Genomic DNA, 21,615 nt, shown 5'->3' on the forward strand with positions numbered 1-21,615 from the left:
TCGTCATTCAAAGCAAACTTCCACTCAATATCGCTGTTAGGTTAAGCTTAGAAGCTGTGTCAGTGTCTATTTCATGGTTTCAGGGGAAATCCATATATACTGGCTAATTTGTCTGGATTATTTTTGGTGATCGTGGAAGCAAAGCCTATACATAATAAAACCTGATCAGGATCTTGATCCCTAGGTAAATAAATCCCCATCCCTTCAGGCTCCCTAAATGGGAGATTATTTGCTATTCCAATCCATTGCTTATCCACAATTTCTCTGGTTTTCCAATCCATTGTAGTAATATGCGTATTGCCGTTGGGCTTTTGAGAGTCTCTTGTTCCGTAGTCATTTCCTTCTAATAAGTAGAGATAATTTCCGTACGATGCAAACCCTTGAAATGTCCCAAGTTTCGGCTGGGCCATCTTTGCAATCGGTTGAAAACGATGCTGCTTCACATCTGCTAATTGGTATAAAGCAAAATAGAATTTTCCGTTTTGGCGATATCTCATCGTTAGAAGCTGATGGGCATGATCAATATCCACCGTTGTATGATCGATATTTGGCAAAAAATCAAATTTTTCCAATATAGAAGCGTTTGGATTAATGGTTTTGCCATCCCTAAATGGAAATCTGGCAATTCTTGTACCCCAACCATTTTTTCCTGTGCCTGCAACAGCGTCGGTTTCCGTCCAAATATATACCTCATCATTGCTTGGTTCAACGCCAATGGAAACACCATGACCAAATCCTCGCAAATACATATGGCCAAGTTTATGACCCTTGATATCCAATTTCGTTAAAACCAAATCACCATTGCTTGCTCGCTCCGCTCCTCTTACAGCTGTCTTTTCGTCTGGAAATCGATATCCCTTTTCCATCACTTGCACAGTATAAATATGCTGATGCCGATCATCAAAACCGATCCCTTGAAGAACTGTGCTATTTTGCAAAGGCTTCTCCCGAAAAATTTCTAGCGCCTGTCCCTTTACATCAAATGGCTGGGTAAGAGGGATCTTCGCTTGCACCTGAGTAGGCTGGAAAAGATACACTAGCAATCCCAGCAGGACCAAGAACAGATTTTTAAGAAAAATGATGTTCACCCTTTCTGCTCAAACTATATGTATGTAGCTTTATCCTAGTAATGGAAAATATTCGCAGTGTGGTTCATCATTCGAGCAGATCATAATGAAGATTACAGCCGTATCCCCATATGAATGTTCGAGCAGTTCACTTTAAGCTCCTCTTTAAGTTCTTGATTTTAAAAGCATTTAAAACATATTTTAAAAAATAATTATTAATAAGGTGTCCTTTTGCGTCTATCGGATCTATATGGAGGATAGGAGGGATGCAAAATGGAGAAAATCATATTTGGAAAAGAATTAGCGAAAACAATTGGATTAAATGAAAGTATTGTAGTCGAGAAGCTCTACGAGCACGTTGAAAAAGCAGGAACCCCTTTAAATGGACAGGTGTGGATTGAACGTACTTATGAAGAATGGCAGGAGGATTTTCCCTTCTGGTCGATTTCCACCATTAAACGAATCTTTGCTTCTTTAAAAAAACAAGGCTTGATCCTAATAGAGCAACACGGCAAACACCGCTATGATCGCACTAATTGGTATGCTCTTAGTGAGAATGGGACCAATATTCTCCCTCGCCAAAAGCTCACGGCGAATAAGCAGGGGGTGACGACGAATAAGAGAGATGCGACGGCGAATAAATCTGAACTAACGACGAATAAAACGCTCGCAACGACGAGTAAACTTAAAAACACCTTTCAGGCAAGCTCTGAGATAAATACACCACAGATGAAGGTGGAGACCCAAGAGAAAATAGCACTTATTCAAAAACATCTAAAGAGACTGCATTTTTTCCCACTTCGCTCATCACAAAAAGAAGAATTGGCCTATGCTTGTAAAACCTTTTCGCTTAAAGAAATTTTACAAGCCTTAGAAACCACTGCGGAGCGTGCGATTTTCGCCTGGAAGTATGCTTATAAAGTTTTATTAACACAGCAAACATCCGTCCCAACCACAACGAAGCGAAAAATCATTCGGACAGAAAAAGTACCTGATTGGTTTCAGCAAGAAGTACAGACGAGCAAGAGCACTAAAAGAAAATGGGATCAAGAGACATTGGCAAGGAAACGGCGATTACAGGAGATTCAAAAAACATATCGACCACAGGGAAACACAGGACTCTGTTAAATCTTATGTTTTTTACATATTTTTACCGTTCTCACACAGACTACAGGTGGAGGTGATAGAAATGGCAAAGAGAACAGAGAGTCATTTGGAAGGATTAAATCCGGAGAAAAGGCCAAGCCGCAATGTGGGCTATCAGGAAGAAATGTCCCAAGAACCGCTGAGCACCAAACAGAAATTAAATAATAAAAAGCGAAAAAAGAATCAATAACAATACGGATTGTGCCATTTTCCAAACGATCCTTCCGACAGAGCAATAGGATCTCACTGGGCAGAGCATCGCTTTTGCTTGTTCTATCCACCTTAGAAGACATTGTTAGTGATACCAAGGAAAAGGCTGGGACATAATTAAAACATTGAGCACCAAGGACGAACAATGTACTGCCTTAGCGGAGGAAATATACGTAGACTCCGGGCGAGTGGCAAGTCTCCTCAGGCTTCGCCTCCCGGGGTCTTGCCGAACTATTTCCGGAGCGGAAGTATATACCCTCTAGCAGTTCGTTTTTTCTTGGTAAAAATACTTATGTCCCAGCCCCTCATCCTGAATTCGTTCATTTCAATATAAATTGTGCCTGGCTATGCCCTTCTTTCGTTTTCTTTACTTCGAGAATGGCTGGAAAGATCGATTTAAGTTCTTGAACATGGGAAATGACCCCGATCATTCTCCCTAATTGTTGTAGGTCAACTAATGCATCAATGGCTTTATTGAGAGCTTCTTCATCTAAAGTACCGAAACCCTCATCAATGAACATCGTTTCGATTGAAATATTCCCTTGGAAGCTCTGAATAACATCCGACATCCCCAGAGCTAAACACAAAGAGGCATTGAATTTTTCACCACCGGATAATGTTTTCACATCACGCGTTTGCCCCGTATAAGCATCGTAAATATCAAGGGCTAAACCACTCTGTCTTCCATGAGATTCCTGGCGGTCGCTACGGATTAAATCGTACTGACCATTGGATAATTTTTTCAATCGTAAATTGGCTGCCTCAATAATTTGCTCTAAATAGTCAATTTGCAGGTAACGCTCAAAAGAAACCTTTTGCTGATTTTGACCACGAATGACATCAAATAAATCGGTTAAAACGGCTAGTTGCCGTTCACTTTCACGAACACGTTTCTCTGCTTCTGTAATCTTGTCTCGCAATTGGATGGCTTCCACATGAATTTTCTTCGAATGCTCCCACTGATTAAGAGCTGTTTCATATGCCTGCTTAAACTCTTCCAATTGTTGTTGCAATTGTTGTAAATTCACTTCTTCTTTATCTTGCAAACTGATCTCTAATTCCTTTACCTGCCCTTCGAGGAAGGATCGTGTTTGCTTAAATTGCTGAATCTCATTCTTTAATTCCGCGCGAGCCTCTTCAGACATCTTAGCAGAACGATAAAGCTCTTCTGTCGCAAATTCAGATTTTTGTAGCAAGGATTGGAATGTAGCTTCCATCTTCTTTCTCTTTGCTATTGTGTCCATTTGCTCCCGTTCAGTACTTTCCACATTACTTATTGCTTTTGTTTTCTTGTCTTGGATATTCTGGAGCTGCTGCTGCACTTGCTCCCAAGCCTGTTCTAAGGCTATTTTTTCCTTTTTCGTATTTTGCATTTGCGTTTCTAATTGCTTTAAAACACGTAATTCTTCTGGGATCGTTCGAATCCGCTCCATATAAAGCGTCTTTGTATTTTCTGCCTTCAACCGTTTTTCTTGATAAAGCTCCTCAAGCTCGTCTTTTTTCTTATCAAACTGCTTGAGCTCTTGTTGCTGTCCGTCCAAATCACTTTTCCATTTGGCAAGCAGCCGCTGGTCACTTTTTAACTTTTCAACCTCTTCACTTAAAACCTTTCCTTCCTTCTTTAATTGCTCCAATTTCATTGGCACTTCTTCTATAGTGAGATCAAGCACTTCGACATCATCTTGTCTATCTTGTAGCTGTTTCGTATTTGCAGTCCAATCAACTTTAAGCGCATGGTATTCATGTTCACAATGCTCCACCGTTTTTTTGAACGTTTCTAATTGCTCTTTTGAAATCATTCCCCCTTTGTCTGCCGCTTTCTTGGGATGCTCAAGACTTCCACAAACGGGGCAAGCCTCTCCATCATGCAAATGGCTTGCTAATACAAGGGCTTGTTGATTGAACCAATTTTTTTCTTGCTCCAAGTACTCCGATTTTTTCTGTTCAAAAACCTGCTTTTTCTGCTGTAATTCTTGATCCAAACTGGTTTGTTTAAGTGCATATTTATGATACTCATGTAAAACCTTCCACTGCTCACGTTTCTCTGCTAATAAGTCATTTTTCTCTGGATACTTGCTAACACGCTTCTCCAGCTCCATAATCTGCTGTTGCCATTTCTCTACGGTATCCGCTTTTTCCTTTCGCTTCTGCTTAATTGCTTCAAGCTGAGTATGCGCTTGACTGACTTGTTGCTCAAGCACTTGAATCTGTTGCTTGACTTGATCAATTTCTTTGACTGTCGGGAGATAATCCTGTAATCGTGTGAGTTCTCGTCGTAGCTGTTCCCTTTTCTCTTCTTTGCCTTCCTCCTGTTGATACTTTTTCAGTGTCTGCTGATAATCAGCCTCTATTTGCTTCTTTGCGTGTACAGCCTGTTCATAGGCTTTCCGCTTCTTCTCTTCCTCTTCTCGCCACTCCTTTACCTGCTGCTCATAGGGCTCGATCGTGCTAGCGCGCTCAGCTAATTCCCATTGTGTTTCCTTTTGCGCAAAAACAGGGAGCTGCTTAGCTAATTGTTGCAGCTGCTGGCGCTTGCTGGTAAGTTCCACAAATTTTTCATTCAATGCTTGAGCTTGATAAAATTCAGCCTGTTTTTCTGTATGTCGTTTGTACGCTTGTTCATATTGTTGATGATCTTGGAGTTTTTTTTCTTGATAATAGGCAACCTCATCTTCCAGTCCTTGTAAAATTTGCTGAGTATTGTAATGATCTTGGGAGATCACTTGAAAAAATAAGGATCCCTCTCTAACAGGAAGTGTCGCTTGGACATTTTGAATCAATGACGCTTTGACTCTTTCCTCTTGCTGAAACATCTCCTCCACTCGTTTTTTCCGATTTCGCAGTTTTTCCCCAATTTGCTGGTAACGATCGGTCTTAAAAAGGCGTCGTAAAATATCTTCTTTGTTTTCCGTTTGCGAGGTTAATAGTTTCCGGAATTCACCTTGTGGGAGCATAACAATCTGCTTAAATTGCGCTTGTGTGAGCCCTAATAGAGACTCGACCTTTTTATCGATCTCAGAAACGATTTGCCGATCCACACAGGGAACTTCCCTGTCGTCTTCCATTTCAAAAAACTCGTAACGCTCACCGGTTTTGGTCTTATTTCCCTGTTTGACATGACCTAATTGCCGTAAAATTCGATATGTACGGTGGTGAAGCTCAAATATTAATTCAACCGCGGTATGGATATCATCCTCTGCAAAATGACTTCGCAGCATGGTTTGATTTTCCCGATCCTGTCCACTTGCACTTCCGTATAAAGCAAAGCAAATCCCATCAAAAATTGTCGTTTTCCCAGCACCAGTATTGCCAGAAATTACAAAGATGGACTGCTCCTTTAGCTTTGTAAAATCAATAATTTCCGTATCTTTATACGGGCCAAAAGCGGTCAGTCTTAACGTTAATGGGCGCATCCTTCCTTCCCTCCTTTTCCCTTAATTTGACACAAATTCCCTTTCCGTTTGGGGAGACGTTTCGTTTTCATCTTGTAATAATTCATCCATAATCTCTTTAAAAATTCTTTCCGTTTCTTCCGTTGCTTTCTCCCCTTTCACTTGTTCGTAAAAAGATTGAAAAAGCTCAAAATCACTCATCTTACTACGTGTCTGTTTCGTAGCTGAAACGGCTTGGGTAACTATCTGCTTTCTTTCAACATGCATGGCATTAGGATAAACGGAGCGAATTTTTTCCATTGGTGATAGAATCGGCGTCTCATCTAATAAGCGAACAAATACATAGTCATCACAGATAGGATGGGCTAATAGTTCAGACAGCGTGGCTTCAACTGTTCGCAAATCTCTTTTCGGTGTAAATGCTTTTTTCGTAATCGTTACTTCTCCATCCTGATCAAGCTCTACGATGGAATACCCTTTTCGGTGATGTTCCTCGGAAACCGAGTATTTTAAAATCGAGCCTGCATACCGAATCTTTTCATCCATAACATAATGCGCTTGGTGTAAATGTCCGAGTGCTGTATAGTGAAAATCGGAAAAAAGCTGTGCATCAACATGCTCTGCACCGCCAATGGAAAGCGGCCGTTCGGAATCACTTGTATTTTCTTGCTCCTCCCCAAATGGAGTAACAAAGGCATGTCCAATGAGCACATGACGAGCTCTAGGATCAAGTTCTGATTTTATTTCCGTAATGATTTTACGTGCTGCATCTTGATGAGTCCGTACCTCTTCATCATCAAATACATTTCGGACCATGCTTGGATCACAGTATGGGACAAGATGGAAATGTACAGGCCCAAAAGCGTCTTGAAGCATAACAGGATGCATTTCTTTCGTTAAGCGTCCTGACATATGTAACCCGTTTTGTTCCATAATTTTACTTCCAAAATGTAGGCGGCTTGGACTATCATGATTTCCGGCAATCGCCAATACAGGAATTTTCAATTGTAAAACGATTGCCTCCAACACTTCATCTAAAAGCTGAACAGCTTCCGTTGGCGGCACTGCACGATCATACAAATCCCCCGCAACAATCACGACATCTGGTTGCTCTTGCTTAATATCTTGTATAAACTGCTGTAAAACGAATCGTTGGTCTTCTGTCATATAGACACCTTGAACTAATTTCCCTAAATGCCAATCCGCTGTATGGAAGATTTTCACTTCTGACCACTCCTCGTAAACTATTATTCTAAAATCTATTTCTATTATTATAACGTATTTCCTAACAACTTAACGGAACATTCGACAACCATTCCCCTATTGCAACAAAAATAAGACAAGTTATAATAATAAGTAATAGAGGGAGGTGAATTTGAAAATGGAAGAATCTGCTTTAAAGGAAATCTTACATGCGCTTGAATTCCATTCAACACGCATGGAGCAAAAAATGGAACGACTTGAGGGACAATTCAGTGAGTTTGAAGCGAGACTCGAGCGACTTGAAAGGAAAATTGATTCCAGTACATCCATTTTACCGAAACAACGAAAAATGTTGATTTACTTTTAATTCTGCAAAGAGGAGAATATAACCGCAAAGAATTCTACCCACCCTTTTCCTCCACCAATTCTACAGCATTCGACATCCACAACCACTATTCAATCTTTATCCATACAGTTTGATTTTCAGAAAAATCCCTAACATGGGAACCATTAAAAAAATTAAGGAGCCTTAAGTTTGTTTGGGCATAAGTGAAGCCTCAAGCAATGGGAAAGTCTCATTCCTCACTGCTTGGGGCTTCACTTTACCTAAGGATAGCGACCCCTACCCTTTTTTATCTGTTTTATCTGGATGTATATCAATGGAACGTCGTTTGACTTCAGATTCTAGTTGTTTTATAAAATTAGGATCTAATCCTAATTTTTTTGCACTGAGGTAAGCATCAATTAGTTTTTGATCTGATAATCTTTTCATGTCGATTAAATTGTTTTTATACTCCTTTCTGTAACACAATCTGAAACAGATTAATCTAGTGAACGTTTTCAATGCAAGTTTTTAATCCTTTTTCACCATACTCAAATAACCTAGCCCCAAAGAAAGGGACTTTTCTCCTTTCTTTGGGGCTAGGTTATAAAGTGAAACTTCATTCAGTGGGTTTTTTTTTCATCCCCCACTGAATGTTAAGGATCAAAGGCTAAATTCGCAACATCCTGTTGGCAGGCTTAAAGCACGACATCCTGTCGTTTCGCCCGCACTAGTACGTCCTGTACGTCGCAACGCCTTTGTGACCTGCGTCCTGCAGGCCCGAACCAATCGGGTATTCACTGGCAGTTGTCCCCCACTTACAATTCTCGTTTTCACCTCGAATTCTTGAAGTGGGGGGGCTTACTGCCAGTTAATGCGGGATAAATATGCCACCCTAACGCTAAGGCTAGGAACACACTTCGAAGTCTTATCCATAAAAAAAAAGAGGACCTCGGATCGTCCTCAACGGTTAGATCCTCGGTCCTCTTCCATTATTGATTATAGTTTAACAACGTTAGCAGCTTGGTCGCCACGGTTGCCTTGAGTAATATCAAAGCTTACTTTTTGACCTTCTTCAAGAGTTTTGAAGCCTTCACCAGTGATTGCTGAGAAATGAACGAATACGTCTTCTCCGCCTTCAACTTCGATAAAGCCAAAACCTTTTTCTGCGTTAAACCATTTAACTGTACCTTGATTCATGTATGAATACCTCCAAAAATTTGTTACTTAATAACGATGTAAACAAAAATTCACATGCTTTCACGGAATAACTAAGTAAATAATATAATCCCGTGAAAACATGTGAATTATAAGATTTAATACATATTAAGTGTAAAGTTATTGTAGCACAGGTAGTTCTTCATAGCAAGCATTTGTTCAAGTATTTTTAAATTAACATTGTAAACGCTCTCCTATCTTTTGAAAGAAATGGTTTTTCTTTGACACATTTATTCCTGTATGGTATTACATTAAGTAGTTAGCACTCTCGTGTTTAGAGTGCCAATCTTAGCAAAGAAGGAGAATTTTTATGGAAAAGAAGCTATTTCAAGCAGAATCAAAGCGTTTATTAGACATGATGATCCATTCGATCTATTCAAACAAGGAAATTTTTCTACGAGAATTAATCTCCAACTCTAGTGATGCCATCGATAAAATTTATTATCGTACTCTTACCGATGATGCTTTAATCTTTGATCAAGATGATTACTACATACAGCTTTCCGTTGACAAGGATAACCGAATTTTGAAAGTAGAAGATACGGGGATCGGGATGACAAAGGAAGAATTAGAGGAAAATCTTGGGACGATTGCGCAAAGTGGCTCTCTGGCTTTTAAGAGCGAGAATGAAATAAAAGATGGTCATGATATTATTGGCCAATTTGGTGTAGGTTTCTACTCTGCTTTTATGGTAGCGGATCAAGTCACCGTGATTAGTAAAGCTCTAGGCAGCGAAGAAGCGTATAAATGGGAATCTTCAGGAGCTGATGGATATACAATTGAACCTACCACAAAGGAAACAGTTGGAACGGAAATCATCCTAACCATTAAAGAAAATGCCGAAGAAGAAAATTATGATGAGTTTTTAGAAGAATCTCGAATCCAGTCGATTATTAAGAAATACTCTGATTTCATCCGCTATCCGATTAAAATGAATGTAACAGAAAGTAAATTAAAGGAAGGCACAGAGGATGAATACGAACAAATTATAGAAGAGAAAACGCTTAATAGCATGGTGCCGATTTGGCGTAAAAATAAAAGCGAATTAACAGACGAAGACTATAACAATTTTTACGCTGAAAAACGATATGGTTTTGATCAGCCTTTGGCTCATATTCATACAAGTGTCGATGGAGCGATCCGCTATAATGCGATTCTCTATATTCCAGAAAAAATGCCATTTGACTATTATTCCAAGGAATTTGAAAAGGGATTGGAATTGTATTCCAGCGGAGTCCTGATTATGGATAAGTGTCCAGATCTGCTTCCTGATTATTTTAGCTTTGTCAAAGGAATGGTGGATTCTGAAGATCTATCACTCAACATTTCTCGTGAGATTTTGCAGCAGGATCGTCAATTAAAAAGAATTGCCAATAATATTGAAAAGAAAATCAAAAGTGAATTACAAAGCATGCTAAAAAATGATCGTGAAAAATATGAAACTTTCTATGAAGCATTTGGTAGACAGTTGAAGTTTGGCGTATATAGCGATTATGGCATGCATAAGGAAGTTTTACAGGATCTGCTGATGTTCTCCTCTTCCAAAGAAAACAAGCTTGTAACGCTGGATGAATATGTATCCAGAATGCCTGAGGAGCAGAAGTATATTTATTATGCATCAGGAGATTCGATCGATCGCATCGAGAAGCTACCACAGACCGAGCTTCTTCTAGAAAAGGGCTATGAAATTTTGTATTTCACAGAAGATGTAGATGAATTTGCGATTAAAATGGTCATGAATTACAAGGAAAAGGAATTCCGTTCTGTTGCAAGCGGAGATTTAGGTCTTGACGATCAAGAGAAAGAGGAAAAAGAAGCTTCTGAAGAAACAGAAGAGAACAAGGAGCTATTCGAGTCGTTGAAAGATATTTTATCCGGAAAAGTGACAGATGTGCGTGCATCCAAACGCTTGCGGTCCCACCCTGTTTGTCTCGCAACAGATGGCGAAATTACCATCGAGATGGAAAAGATCCTACAAGCAATGCCGGATAATCAAAACGTCCAAGCAGACAAAATTTTGGAAATCAACACGAATCATCAAGTGTTCCAATCTTTAAAATCTGCCTTTGCAACAGACAAAGAAAAACTAAACCTTTACACCAACCTTTTATATAACCAAGCACTCCTTATCGAAGGACTGCCTGTACAAGACCCAGTCGACTTCACCAATGATATTTGTAAAGTGATGGTCTAAGGAGCCTGGCACACCTCGAATTTTGTCGAATGACTTTTTAAAAGCGAGCCCTATTTAGCTGGGGTTCGCTTTTTCTTTTTTAAAAATGAGCAAGATTCTCGCTTGAAATATGTTACCATTAGGAAAAGGTCAATTGTTTAAGGGGGACATTTTCAAACACCAATGACACTGATATATGAAATTGGAATGCTGATTTTTGCACTTATTTCCATTTCGACCATTTGGCTTCATACTAGCTCGAATCATTGGGTTTCTTGGGGAGTATGGTTCGTGTTCTTTATTGATTTCTTATATCGCTTTTTTCGATCTGAAAGCAAATGGACGTTTTTGAGAAAAAATCCATTTTTAATTATTGCGATTATTCCTTTAGATAATATCTTTCAATTAGCTCGAATTACTCGATTGTTGCACTTCATGCGGTTGAAGGTGATTACCAAGCATTTTACTTCTCCCTTTTTAGAAAAGTTAAAGGCAAAACGAATGATGTCCGTTATTCCGATTGGATTCTCACTCGTCTTTTTACTCGTGATTCCGTTATACTATGTAGAACCAAGCATTGCGACATATAAACAAGCTTTCTGGGGAAGCATTTCCTCCCTGATTTTCTTTGGATCGAGCGAAATTGAACCTACTACGGTTTGGGGACATATTATCGTGATTTTACTTACATTATTCGGGATTTTGATGCATGGCGTGATCATTAGTTATCTATTATCCATCCTCACTGAAAGTCGTTTAGTGAAAAATGTCATACAAAGATATAAAGATGTTTAGTAAAGGAGTTGAACGTTTATCGTGAAAAAAGTTTTATTAACTGGGTTTGATCCTTTCGGAACAGATGTGATCAACCCAGCTTCTGAGGCCATGAAACAATTAAATGGATTAATCCTTGACGACTTAGAACTCATTGCTGTAGAAGTCCCAACCGTTTTCCATACATCACGAGAAGTCGCCGTACAAGCGATTGAATTTTTTCAGCCTGATGTCGTGATTTGTGTTGGACAGGCAGGTGGGCGCTCTCAGATTACACCAGAACGAATTGCGATTAACCTAGCTGACGCACGGATTGCGGATAATGAAGGTCAGCAGCCAATAGATGAACCCATTATTGAAAATGGTCCCACTGCCTACTGGAGCACTTTGCCCGTGAAGCGAATAGTTAAGCAAATGCAGAAAATGGGGATTCCAGCGAGCGTTTCCCATACAGCAGGCACCTTTGTCTGTAATCACCTATTCTATGGAGTAATGCATTATCTCCATGAACATGCTCCACATATTCGCGGCGGATTCATTCATATTCCATTTATTCCAAAACAAACTGTAGATACATCCGCCCCCAGTATGAGCTTAAACCTAATAATCCAGGCCCTAAAAATAGCTGCCATCACAGCAGCTTTTGAACATGAAGACATCCATGAAATTGGCGGAACGATTCATTAGTGGTGCCTGGCACGCCCCGGATTTTGTCGAATAATGATTTTTTAAAAAAGGAAAGTGAGGCCAGTATATATGGGTAAGGAGAATCGGCCCAAATTCACGTTACCTATCACGAAATGGGAACAGACCCTTAATATTGTGACCATTATCGTTTTTATAAGTATGATGGTATATTTGATTTATCATTGGCAACTTTTACCAGATCAAGTGCCTGCTCATTATAATGCAGCGGGTGTGGTGGATCGTTGGGGAAGCAAAGGAGAAATGCTGATACTCCCTATCATTGGGATTGTGATGTGGATCGGCATGACCATTTTAGAACGATATCCACATGTTTATAACTATATGGTTCCCATCACAAAGGAGAATGCCCCTGCTCAATATACGAATGCCCGGCTTATGATCAATGTCTTGAAAAATGGAATTCTGCTCTCCTTCTCCTTTCTCACTTGGGAAGGGATAAAAATTGCATTGAACCATCAAACTGGTTTAGGTATTTGGTTCCCGCTTATCTTTTTAGGCCTCATTTTTGCTTCAATGGCCTATTTTATCGTCCGTTCGTTTCGCTTGCGAAAAAAGGAAAAGCAATGAGCTTGACCGAATAAGACGTCTGTCAGCTGATTTCCGTGTTTAAGACGGAAATCAGCAAGTTCGAAGAAAATGGTTTTATTTCCGATTTTTCATATCATCTATATGATATTCTGTCAGCGGACCGATAAATTTTCGATATCGTTCCAACTTAAATGCTTCTAATTCCTCTGGGGACATCTCTTTAATGACTTCACTCACCCGATCCTTCTCCTCTTTGTGTCTCTTTTCACTCTCAATCACCAAACGTTTCAATGTGAATACCTCCTTATAAAGTGAAACTTTATTAGCGGGATTATTTACCCACGCTTGCAAATACACACGAAAAACCCCATCTGCATTGGATAACAGACGGGGTCTTGAGACCGACCTTATCATCCAAAGCAAAAAATATCACTTTGCTGGTATTAGCACCTTGCTTATTGCAGGTTGCTGTGACGTCGTAGAGCCAGATCTCTCAGCCACTCTTGATAACTATTCAATTTAATCTTATTCTATGAAGAATTGGTAAAATTTTCAAGAAAAAAGCAAGTCTCTTTTTAACAACTTTGTGAAGGATCTATTCAAAATTGCTCTGCTCTCTGTATGCATAAAAAAGGCATATCAGCTTGAAACAAATCGCCATTCTCCTGTTCGCTCAAAATTTGGCCTATCTCCAATTTTGCCAATTGTTTCTTCAAACGAGTAAGGGCTTGTCTGTAAACGGCTGCAGGCACCTTTCCCCCATGACCTCGTGAAGCAAATACATCGGTTAGCTCAGCTCTTTCTACAGGCTTTCCTTCCAAGCGATTCAGTAAAAACCGTTTTAACATGATCGCTTGCTGAATCGTAAGTGATACTTCTTTCCTCTGAAAAATGACCGACTGTTGATCATCAGAAAAATATAAAACCAAGGTAGGCTTCTCCTCTGCTGCAACCATTAGCTTCTCACATTCTTCCTTCGAAGCACCCTTCAATCCATGCTCAGATAGAACTGTAAAGGCATGGTTTTGCAGGTAAACCTCCTGCTGACGAATATTCTCTTGAAGAGGAGGAAGTTCCGAATGAGCCAAAAATGCCCTATCCATGTTTTCTTCCACTTTTCTTGTCATCGCCTCTGTTTCAGTTGCTACTTTTAAAGTGCTGTTCTGTAAATAAAGCAGGACCTGATACTGCTGTTGTTTTGATAAGCTGAATGGCGAATCGACAGCTTGTTCATGACTTTTCAGGGCATTATTAAAATGAACAGCAGCTGTAATAAAAAAGTTTTTCCTATAGGCATGCATCCCGAGACGATAGTATGCTGCTGTATTGCCCCGATCATATTTCAGCACCTTCGTTAATGATTTTTGGTCATCAACAAGATCTCTTTTATAATATGTTTTCGTATATGCTCCAAAAAGAAGCAAATGAGCAATAAGAGCTCTTTGCACTTCTTTTGCATCATAAGGATTTTCATCTTTTTTTTGCCGAGCAAGCCTTTGTAACAATTCTTCCTCGACTCCGATGAGCGCAGAAAGAGACACACTTTTCTCTTCATCCACAGAAACCTGAAGTTCTTCTCTTAAAGTCAATAGTTCCTCTAATGACATGTTCCGCATTTTTTTATTCCATCCCCTTCAGTTCTTCTTCTTTTATCATACTCTTTTTAGGCATATTTTTCAGTTCCATCCTATATAAAAGAACATCGATTCTTTTTTTACATAAAATAAGGATATAGAATATAAGGGACCAAATTGACAAACCTTGCTGACATCGCGGTTTTCGTATATTCTCTATTATGTCACAGGAAGGAAAGGATTCGTATGTTCCCTTGGAATTTACTCCCTTTTAACCAGAATCAAGATAAGGCTCCTCCTTTTGAAATCGGCAAAAACAATGTAGACGATTATGTGCAAAAGGTGATGTCCCAAGCCTTTTCGGCTTTCGATCAGGATGCAACGAATTCAAATGATTGGGTAGGATCGCTTCTTAAGCAGTTGCCCTCTTCCTCAGGTTCTTCGTCATCAAATGGTGTAAAGCTTTTTGAATCCTTTCAATTTATCTTTATTCATATCTCTGTTCCAGACGAAAAAACGTTAGAAAGATGGAAGGTGTACCATACAACCAATCAACTAATCATTGAGGATTCAGAAGTCGCCCAAAACACCAAAACAATCACCTTACCCGCCCTTGTGAATAAAAAGAAGACAACTGCCGTTTATAAAAATGGCATTTTAGAAGTCATTCTAGAAAAGAAGACGGATATGCAGTATACAGAAGTGGGAGTGTCAAAAGAGTAAATCTTAAAATTTTTCAGTTCCCCACTTCTTGCAAATTTTGGATATATACCGGACAAGCTCTCGATTCATAAATCCTTATCCCGTAAAGGACGAAATGAAATCGTTATCACAAAATATTACGAATATACCTTTGTTCAAGCTCATATTTTCATGTTATAATGTACGAATATTCTAGTTTATTAGCAAGGGAAGTGGACGGAGCATGAGTGAAACGAAATTGAAAACAAATACTGTGAATGTGGAAGATATCCTCATTGCTTACCAACAATTAAAAGACGTTGTGGCACATACGCCTTTGCAAAAAAGTGAGCGTTTATCTGAGAAATATGACTGCCATGTTTACTTGAAAAGGGAAGATATGCAACATGTGCGCTCGTTCAAACTACGAGGCGCTTTTTATAAAATAAAACGAATTGAAGAAGAGGCAAAGGAAAAAGGGGTCGTGTGTGCTAGTGCCGGCAATCATGCCCAAGGAGTTGCTTTTTCTTGTTCTCATCTTGGCATTTCCGGGACCATCTTCATGCCGCAAACGACTCCAAATCAAAAGATTGATCAGGTAAAAATGTTTGGCCGTGAATTTGTCGAAATTGTCCTTGTTGGCGATACCTTTGATGATACTTCTAAAAGTGCTTTGGAATATTCCAACAAGGAGGATAAAATTTTTATCCACCCATTTGATGACTATGATATCATCGCTGGCCAAGGAACAGTGGCGGTTGAAATCATGAATGATTTAGAAGAGCCTGTTGATTTTGTCTTTTCCAGCATTGGTGGAGGAGGCTTAATATCTGGCTTGAGCTCCTATATTAAAAATTTATCTCCCCATACCCATATGATTGGTGTGGAGCCTGCTGGAGCAGCAAGTATGAAAGCAGCCATTAACAATAAAGGCATTATCCCACTTGCTTCCGTCGATAAGTTTGTGGACGGCGCTGCTGTTGGTTGTGTAGGGCAAAAGACCTTTGAAATCTGTAGCCAATACGTGGACGATATTATTCCTGTTCCAGAGGGTAAGGTATGTACGACAATTTTAGATCTTTATAACAAGTATGCCATCATTGCTGAACCTGCTGGCGCCCTTCCCATCGCGGCATTGGATTTTTATAAAGAAGAAATCAAAGGAAAATCAGTCATCTGTGTCGTAAGTGGAGGCAACAACGATATCGGTCGAATGCAAGAAATCAAAGAAAAATCGTTATTATATGAAGGACTTCTTCATTACTTCATCGTCAACTTCCCACAACGAGCTGGAGCCTTACGTGAGTTTCTCGATGATGTCCTTGGTCCTGAAGATGATATTATCCATTTCGAATACACGAGGAAAAACAACAAAGAAAGTGGTCCGGGATTAGTCGGGATTGAATTAAAAAGGCCAGAGGACCATGCCGGCTTGGTAGAACGTATGCAACAAAGAGGCTTTCCATATACAGAAGTGAATGAAGATAGTACGCTATTCAATCTTCTTATTTAATTCAAAACTTGGGGCGTTTGGCCTCAAGTTTTTTGGTGTACGTAAAATTGCATCGCAATTGCGTGACATCGTCTATCGACTAGAGGTACGATGAACCTACCTAAAATGCAAAGAGGGATCTATCTTGAAAAAAATCTATAGTGACATTATTCAATATCGAGGGACTCATTATGACTTTGGTGTTCTACAAGGAGAAAAAATAAAGGGCTCTCTCACAATCAAAAACCGGGAACAACAATGGAAAGTTCGAAAACCTCGCTTTACTATAAATGTGGAAGAAGTCAAGCAAGCGATTCTTCCTTTTGCACCAGGAGTTTGGGAGGAATTATTGGGGTTGCATGCGGCGTTGGAATGGCCAATGGAACGTGTTCTGGCTGAGTTTGGCGGCTATCGTTTGGATTATGTAAAATCAGGGTGTTCCATTTTAACAGGCGAGAACTATCTCATTCGTAATTATGATTATCACCCTAAAACATATGAAGGCCGTTATACAGTATTCCAACCATCGGATCAAGGCTATGCGATAATTGGCCCCAGTCAAAGAGTGACCGGACGCATGGATGGGATGAACGAAAAAGGACTAGCCATGGGCTATAATTTTATGAATCGGAAAAAGCCGGCAGATGGATTCATATGTTGTATGATCGGGAGACTGATTTTAGAATCGTGTGCCTCCGTGGAAGAGGCTGTTGATCTATTAAAAGAAATCCCCCATCGTCATTCCTTCAGCTATACCGTATTTGATATAAGTGGGGAAACCTATATCGTGGAAGCGACGCCTCGACGGATTGAAGTTCGCCAGGCTAAAATGTGTACCAATCATTTTGAGATTCTAACAGACGAAAATCGCCATCATCTTGTCGATTCTAAACGGCGATTAGAAGCGATGAACACGAAGTATGCAGCACTTTCTGACGCAGAGTCTGCTTTCCGTTTTATGAATGATCGCAACCAAGGTGTTTTTTCCGAATTATATAGTAGCTGGGCTGGAACGATCCACACTTCCGGTTATTTGCCTCGAGAAATGAAAGCATGGATCGCCTTAGGCGGAGATCAAGATCCGATTGAGTTTGACTTTTCTAAGTGGCTAAACGGAGAAGATCTTACTTTGGAAAAATTAACAGGTGAAGTCGACACCGATATCCCATTCGTTCATATGGACGAAGGAGCGCACTGGTCACGGAAGAGATAAAGTGAAACTTCATTTAGTGGGGGTTTTTTTCATCCCCCACTGAATGTTAAGGATCAAAGGCTAAATTCGCAACATCCTGTTGGCAGGCTTAAAGCACGACATCCTGTCGTTTCGCCCGCACTAGTACGTCCTGTACGTCGCAACGCCTTTGTGACCTGCGTCCTGCAGGCCCGAACCAATCGGGTATTTACTGGCAGTTATCCCCCACTTAGAATTTTCGTTTTCACCTCGAATTCTTGAAGTGGGGGTCTTACTGCCAGTTAATTCGGGATAAATTTTAATGCAGGGATTTTTCGCTATGCGGGAGTAAAAAGACTAATTGCAGGGTGCAATTAGTCTTTTTACATTTATTCATATCTTAGTGCGTCAATCGGGCTTAATTTGGATGCTTTGTTGGCTGGTAAGATGCCAAAGACGATGCCAATGAAGGCGGAGAACCCAACACCGATGATGACGACGATTGGACTGACCATAGCATTGATTGGGGACAATAATGTAATTAAACCTGTCCCCGCACTCGCCAAGCCGATTCCGATCAATCCACCTAATGAAGTGAGAGTGATCGATTCAATTAAAAACTGAAATAAAATCTTTCCTCTTGTCGCTCCCAACGCCTTGCGCAGACCAATTTCTCTTGTCCGCTCCGTTACGGAGACGAGCATAATATTCATTACGCCAATTCCGCCAACCAATAGCGAAATGCCGGCAATACTGCCAATAAAGATCGTCATAATTAAAATTACCTGATTAAATTCGTCCTCATACTCTGACATATCATAGGTGTTATATTGTCCTTGTTCAAGCCCTTTGCTTTCCGTTAAGGTCTCAGCTGCTAATCTCCCTGCCTCACCCATTACTTCTGGGCTTTCGGCAATAACAGAGAGACTTTCGATCTCATTACTCCCAAACATTGTAGAAACCACCGCACGCGGCATTAACATTTCTCCAGCTTCATTCCATTGAAATTGCTCAGGTATGGGTGATTTATAGACACCAATAATTTTAAACGGATTTCCATCTAGATCAATAATTTCTCCAATCGGATTTTCATTCTCTTTGAAAAAATTCTTCCTGGCGGCTTTATCGATCATCACCACTCGATTCATGCCATCATTGTCTCGAGCATTGATTGGTCTCCCTTCCAAGATTTCAATACTTTGTGCTCGGAAGTATTCTGGACCAACACCGGTAATTTCTGGGCTCCCTGTCTTATCATTATAACTAAGTGTACCCCCTGCATAGTTGGTCCCAATTGCCGCTTTGACGCCCGGAACTGCCTGAAGAACTTCTAAATCTTCAGCGAATAATTCAGGCTCTTGCCATGACCATTCCCCACTTACCTCTTCCTCTTCTGTTGGAACATATTCATACCATAACTCAATAACATTTTCATCGACGGCAAATAATTCATCTGTCAAATTATCTTGCGCTCCTTGACCAAGCGCCACAATCGTAATGACGGCAGCCACGCCAATAATAATCCCAAGCATCGTTAATAAAGCACGGACTTTATGATTCCAGATCGAAGAAAAGGCAATCTTGAAGCTTTCTAAAAAATTCATGATGTCATCCTCCGATCATCCGTAATCAGGCCATCCCTTAACGTAATGACCCGATTGGCATATGCCGCCACCTCTTCTTCATGGGTAACAAGGATCACGGTCTTACCTTCTTGATTCAATTGCACAAAAAGCTCCATAATCTGCTTACTTGTTTTAGAATCGAGAGCACCTGTTGGTTCATCTGCCATAATCACGGATGGGTTATTGACTAGGGCTCGAGCAATCGCTACCCTTTGTTTTTGTCCACCTGATAATTCGTTTGGCAAATGTTTTACACGATCGCCAAGTCCGACTTTTTCTAACATTTGCTGTGCTCTTTCCTTACGCTCCCGTTTTGAAACACCAGCATACACTAGCGGTGTTTCCACATTTTTCATCGCATTAAGGCGCGGAAGCAGAAAAAACTGTTGAAATACAAAGCCGATATGACGATTACGTAATGCAGCTAATTGTTTTTCCCGAAAGGCGCTAATTTTTTCATTGTTTAATTGATAATCCCCCGCTGTAGGGTAATCAAGGAAACCAATAATGTTCATTAACGTGGATTTCCCCGAACCGGATGGACCCATAATCGCAACAAATTCACCATCTTCAATCGAAAGATCAATCCCATGCAGGACAGGTACTTTCAAAGAACCATTCCCATATACCTTTGTAATCTTACTCAACTTCATCATAGGATGTCACTTCCATTCCATCGTACAATCCAGGATCTGGGGAGGTCACAACCAATTCACCCTTTGTCACACCTTCCGTGATCTCAATGAATTCATCATTCATTTTTCCTGTCTCGATTTCGCGGCGTTGTAGCACTCCATCCACTAGAACATAAATGACTTCAAGCATTTCTCCGCTACTTTCCTCGCCCTCTTCCATTGCTTCCTCTTCCACTATCGCCATATGAGGAACGGCTAAAGATTTTTCCCCGCCACCCATTTCAACTTCTAACGACACGTGAAAGCCTTGGCGCAGTTCAGATGTATCATCTTTAATTGCGACTTTAAACGGATAGGTCGTAACGTCTCCGCCACCGCCCATATCATAATCTTCTGCTCCACCGCCATCGTCTGACGGAAATTGGGAGACAGATTCAACGACACCCTTCCATTCACGATCTTTAAACACTTTTGGACGAATGATCACTGCTTGGTCTTTTTCGATCTTCACTGCGTCAAATTCATTCATCGTCCCAATGACTTTGTAAGGATCGCTAGAAATAATATGAACGACAGGCTCATTGGCCCCTTCTTCCGTCTTTTCAATATTTTCGTTTATTTTTACAACAATGCCATCGATTTTACTTACTACGGTCATCTCTTTGATTTGTGCATCAAGTTCATTAATCGTTTCTTGTGCCGTTTCAATCTCTTCTTTTGTGCCTTCATGATCCATCTCGGCTTGGACTCTTTCATTTTGCAGTTGATTAACATCATCTTGCGTCACAATCTCTTCCATTACTTCCGCTTCTGGATCTACTTTTCGACCAACCTTTTGCTTTGCATCTCTAATTTTCTTATCTAATTCTGCCATTTGATTGATCTCGATTTGTGATCTTCTCTTGATTAAATCTCGATCACGAACCGCTTTATCAAATTCACGTTTTAATTTAGAAGAATCATAGAGAAATAGCGGATCTCCGGCTTTCACCTTTTTATTTTCTTCTACCTTAAATTCCTGAATTTCACCATTCTCGGGTTCTAAATATATCTTTTGTTCACTTTCAGGAACAATTTTTCCGGTAACTAAAATACTTTCCGTTAATTCTTGTTCACTCGCTTTTTGTACGGTTAAAGACACATCTTCCATGTCCTCTACCCCATCAACCATTTTTGCCCCAATGTTCATCACAAAAGCGGCTCCGCCCCCCAAGATGATCAAAACCCCAACGATAATACTAATCCAAATCCATACCTTCTTTTTCAAAACAGATCCCCCTTAGATTCTCCCTATTAAAAATACATATTTTAGCTCTATATACTATAACGTAAAAAATGACAGAAAAGTTTCCCTTTTATTAAATATATTTACAAAAGATGACATTCTTCTAACATTATTGACGTCAACCAGGATTGTACTCCTACAAAATATCGGTAAATTATTTATTTTATTCAAATATAATAGATTGAGATAACCTACTTGGAACGTAAACCTTACCATTACCTTAATTTCCAGCGGCATTTGTTCAACTTCTGGTAAGCTAGATAAGAAAAGCGCAAGCGCCTTGCTCTAGGAAGAAAGGCTAAATTCGCGCCGTCCTGGCGCAACACCTTTCTGACCAACATCCTGTTGGCCTGAGATAAAGGATACACGGCGTAGAATGAGCCGATGTTGACTTATCGTAGGAAGAAGCTG

General features: G+C 40.1%; 20 protein-coding genes and 1 riboswitch. Of the genes, 10 read left to right on the top strand and 10 right to left on the bottom strand.

Going from position 1 to position 21,615, the window contains the following annotated elements:
- Positions 1-71 precede the first annotated feature (71 nt).
- Positions 72-1,088 carry a phage baseplate protein gene (locus IPU53_RS18715; RefSeq protein WP_207452515.1) on the bottom strand — a complete coding sequence of 339 codons (1,017 nt, stop codon included), beginning with the start codon at positions 1,086-1,088 and terminating at the stop codon, positions 72-74.
- Between the two features lie 252 nt (positions 1,089-1,340).
- On the opposite strand from IPU53_RS18715, the gene IPU53_RS18720 reads away from it, so the two are divergent.
- Both IPU53_RS18720 and sspO read left to right on the top strand, forming a co-directional pair.
- The gene (locus IPU53_RS18720; RefSeq protein ID WP_207452516.1) at positions 1,341-2,195 is read left to right on the top strand and encodes a hypothetical protein; all 855 of its coding nucleotides are present in this window, start codon (positions 1,341-1,343) and stop codon (positions 2,193-2,195) included.
- Positions 2,196-2,256: 61 nt separating this feature from the next.
- Positions 2,257-2,403, top strand: coding sequence for a small acid-soluble spore protein O (gene sspO, locus IPU53_RS18725; protein WP_207452517.1), 147 nt, complete (start codon positions 2,257-2,259; stop codon positions 2,401-2,403).
- A gap of 340 nt (positions 2,404-2,743) precedes the next feature.
- On the opposite strand, the gene IPU53_RS18730 is transcribed toward sspO, so the two are convergent.
- Both IPU53_RS18730 and IPU53_RS18735 read right to left on the bottom strand, forming a co-directional pair.
- Positions 2,744-5,836: an SbcC/MukB-like Walker B domain-containing protein gene (locus tag IPU53_RS18730; RefSeq protein ID WP_207452518.1), complete on the bottom strand. Its 3,093-nt coding sequence runs from the start codon at positions 5,834-5,836 to the stop codon at positions 2,744-2,746.
- A gap of 21 nt (positions 5,837-5,857) precedes the next feature.
- On the bottom strand, positions 5,858-7,039 hold the full coding sequence (locus IPU53_RS18735) for an exonuclease SbcCD subunit D (protein ID WP_207452519.1): 1,182 nt from the start codon (positions 7,037-7,039) through the stop codon (positions 5,858-5,860).
- 151 nt (positions 7,040-7,190) lie between these two features.
- Here IPU53_RS18735 and IPU53_RS18740 point away from each other — a divergent pair, with 151 nt between their 5' ends.
- The gene (locus tag IPU53_RS18740; protein WP_207452520.1) at positions 7,191-7,385 is read left to right on the top strand and encodes a hypothetical protein; all 195 of its coding nucleotides are present in this window, start codon (positions 7,191-7,193) and stop codon (positions 7,383-7,385) included.
- 255 nt (positions 7,386-7,640) lie between these two features.
- Here the strand turns inward: IPU53_RS18740 and IPU53_RS18745 are convergent, their stop codons facing one another.
- The gene (locus tag IPU53_RS18745) at positions 7,641-7,790 is read right to left on the bottom strand and encodes a sporulation histidine kinase inhibitor Sda (RefSeq protein ID WP_207452521.1); all 150 of its coding nucleotides are present in this window, start codon (positions 7,788-7,790) and stop codon (positions 7,641-7,643) included.
- Between the two features lie 549 nt (positions 7,791-8,339).
- The gene (locus tag IPU53_RS18750; RefSeq protein WP_057981888.1) at positions 8,340-8,540 is read right to left on the bottom strand and encodes a cold-shock protein; all 201 of its coding nucleotides are present in this window, start codon (positions 8,538-8,540) and stop codon (positions 8,340-8,342) included.
- A 328-nt stretch (positions 8,541-8,868) separates the two neighbouring features.
- Between IPU53_RS18750 and htpG the strand changes: the two genes are divergently transcribed.
- From htpG to IPU53_RS18770, 4 genes are all read left to right on the top strand, one after another.
- Positions 8,869-10,752 (top strand): molecular chaperone HtpG, encoded by a 1,884-nt coding sequence (htpG, locus tag IPU53_RS18755; protein ID WP_207452522.1) that lies wholly within the window; start codon positions 8,869-8,871, stop codon positions 10,750-10,752.
- 162 nt (positions 10,753-10,914) lie between these two features.
- Positions 10,915-11,526, top strand: a complete 612-nt coding sequence (locus IPU53_RS18760) for a hypothetical protein (protein ID WP_207452523.1) — start codon at positions 10,915-10,917, stop codon at positions 11,524-11,526.
- A gap of 18 nt (positions 11,527-11,544) precedes the next feature.
- On the top strand, positions 11,545-12,192 hold the full coding sequence (gene pcp, locus IPU53_RS18765) for a pyroglutamyl-peptidase I (RefSeq protein WP_207452574.1): 648 nt from the start codon (positions 11,545-11,547) through the stop codon (positions 12,190-12,192).
- Between the two features lie 69 nt (positions 12,193-12,261).
- Positions 12,262-12,780 carry a DUF1648 domain-containing protein gene (locus IPU53_RS18770; RefSeq protein WP_207452524.1) on the top strand — a complete coding sequence of 173 codons (519 nt, stop codon included), beginning with the start codon at positions 12,262-12,264 and terminating at the stop codon, positions 12,778-12,780.
- 75 nt (positions 12,781-12,855) lie between these two features.
- Here IPU53_RS18770 and IPU53_RS18775 read toward each other — a convergent pair whose 3' ends face one another.
- Positions 12,856-13,032 carry a hypothetical protein gene (locus IPU53_RS18775; RefSeq protein ID WP_207452525.1) on the bottom strand — a complete coding sequence of 59 codons (177 nt, stop codon included), beginning with the start codon at positions 13,030-13,032 and terminating at the stop codon, positions 12,856-12,858.
- Positions 13,033-13,145: 113 nt separating this feature from the next.
- A riboswitch (SAM riboswitch) is annotated at positions 13,146-13,254 on the bottom strand.
- 86 nt (positions 13,255-13,340) lie between these two features.
- Positions 13,341-14,357: a hypothetical protein gene (locus IPU53_RS18780; protein WP_207452526.1), complete on the bottom strand. Its 1,017-nt coding sequence runs from the start codon at positions 14,355-14,357 to the stop codon at positions 13,341-13,343.
- A 204-nt stretch (positions 14,358-14,561) separates the two neighbouring features.
- On the opposite strand from IPU53_RS18780, the gene IPU53_RS18785 reads away from it, so the two are divergent.
- From IPU53_RS18785 to IPU53_RS18795, 3 genes are all read left to right on the top strand, one after another.
- Positions 14,562-15,038, top strand: coding sequence for a hypothetical protein (locus IPU53_RS18785; RefSeq protein ID WP_207452527.1), 477 nt, complete (start codon positions 14,562-14,564; stop codon positions 15,036-15,038).
- Between the two features lie 202 nt (positions 15,039-15,240).
- The gene (gene ilvA / locus IPU53_RS18790) at positions 15,241-16,509 is read left to right on the top strand and encodes a threonine ammonia-lyase IlvA (RefSeq protein ID WP_207452528.1); all 1,269 of its coding nucleotides are present in this window, start codon (positions 15,241-15,243) and stop codon (positions 16,507-16,509) included.
- A 124-nt stretch (positions 16,510-16,633) separates the two neighbouring features.
- Positions 16,634-17,701 (top strand): C45 family autoproteolytic acyltransferase/hydolase, encoded by a 1,068-nt coding sequence (locus tag IPU53_RS18795; RefSeq protein WP_207452529.1) that lies wholly within the window; start codon positions 16,634-16,636, stop codon positions 17,699-17,701.
- 347 nt (positions 17,702-18,048) lie between these two features.
- On the opposite strand, the gene IPU53_RS18800 is transcribed toward IPU53_RS18795, so the two are convergent.
- From IPU53_RS18800 to IPU53_RS18810, 3 genes are read right to left on the bottom strand one after another with little or no spacing between them, the layout of a single operon-like run.
- A complete protein-coding gene (locus tag IPU53_RS18800) occupies positions 18,049-19,263 on the bottom strand; it encodes an ABC transporter permease (RefSeq protein WP_207452530.1) in 1,215 nt (404 codons plus the stop codon).
- Positions 19,260-19,940, bottom strand: a complete 681-nt coding sequence (locus IPU53_RS18805) for an ABC transporter ATP-binding protein (protein WP_207452531.1) — start codon at positions 19,938-19,940, stop codon at positions 19,260-19,262. The genes IPU53_RS18800 and IPU53_RS18805 overlap by 4 nt, the downstream gene beginning before the upstream one ends.
- Positions 19,924-21,186, bottom strand: a complete 1,263-nt coding sequence (locus tag IPU53_RS18810; RefSeq protein ID WP_207452532.1) for an efflux RND transporter periplasmic adaptor subunit — start codon at positions 21,184-21,186, stop codon at positions 19,924-19,926. Before IPU53_RS18810 ends, IPU53_RS18805 begins: the two co-directional genes overlap by 17 nt.
- Positions 21,187-21,615: the final 429 nt, after the last annotated feature.

Source organism: Bacillus sp. SD088 (assembly GCF_017355205.1).
Classification (GTDB): Bacteria; Bacillota; Bacilli; order Bacillales; family Bacillaceae_C; genus Lederbergia.